Raw genomic sequence first — 673 nt, 5'->3', positions numbered from 1 at the left:
CAGTAGTTGTTTGGCTTCTTTTAACTGACGTTCCAACGTCTCAACGTCGGTTTGGTACTTGTCTTTAAGGCTCGCTAATTCCTGCTTAAGCGCCTCATTTTCCATTTTTAATTTTTTTGATCCGAACATATTTTTTATAAATGCAGCAAGGTTTTAAAAAATTCATGTTAAATCAGTTGGATAAGCAATGCACCATGACTTTCATATACTTGTTCATTTTTGTCACATTTTTTATGTGGGTTTTCATAAAAAGAGCGAAAGTCGCCCCTATCAATGTGAACGTGGTCAACACTGAGTGACGGATGAGTGAATCTAAATGGAAAGCTATGGAATAGAAAAGGGCGGGTGGAAGATAGGGGAAGAGGGCTCTTCCCCTTAGTATTTCGAGTGCTGAGGTTTTACTTTATGTGGAAAATTTGTTCAGTTTCAAGAGACGTCATCGCGCGAATTTGACGCCAAATGTAGTAAAAAATACCAAACATCATCAACATGCTAGGAATGGCGATCATTGGGTAGCTGTAAAGTGTCAACTTACCGAGATCTTCATTGAAGGCTGCAGTGCCTGATGGACTGGTGACGATCCACGTAGCAAGGAAGTAGTTCATTGCAGATGAGAATGCAAAGGTGCTTGCGAACAAGTAGTTCGAAGACATTAGGCAACGTTCGAACGCAT

1 pseudogene is annotated in these 673 nt (G+C 40.4%); it reads right to left on the bottom strand.

Annotated features, from left to right (window positions below):
- Positions 1 to 398: 398 nt before the first annotated feature.
- Positions 399 to 673, bottom strand: a pseudogene (locus R7R78_RS26705) (MFS transporter); the annotation flags it as partial.

This window comes from Vibrio sp. 2134-1 (assembly GCF_033339495.1).
This window is presented reverse-complemented; position numbering and strand designations above follow the sequence as displayed.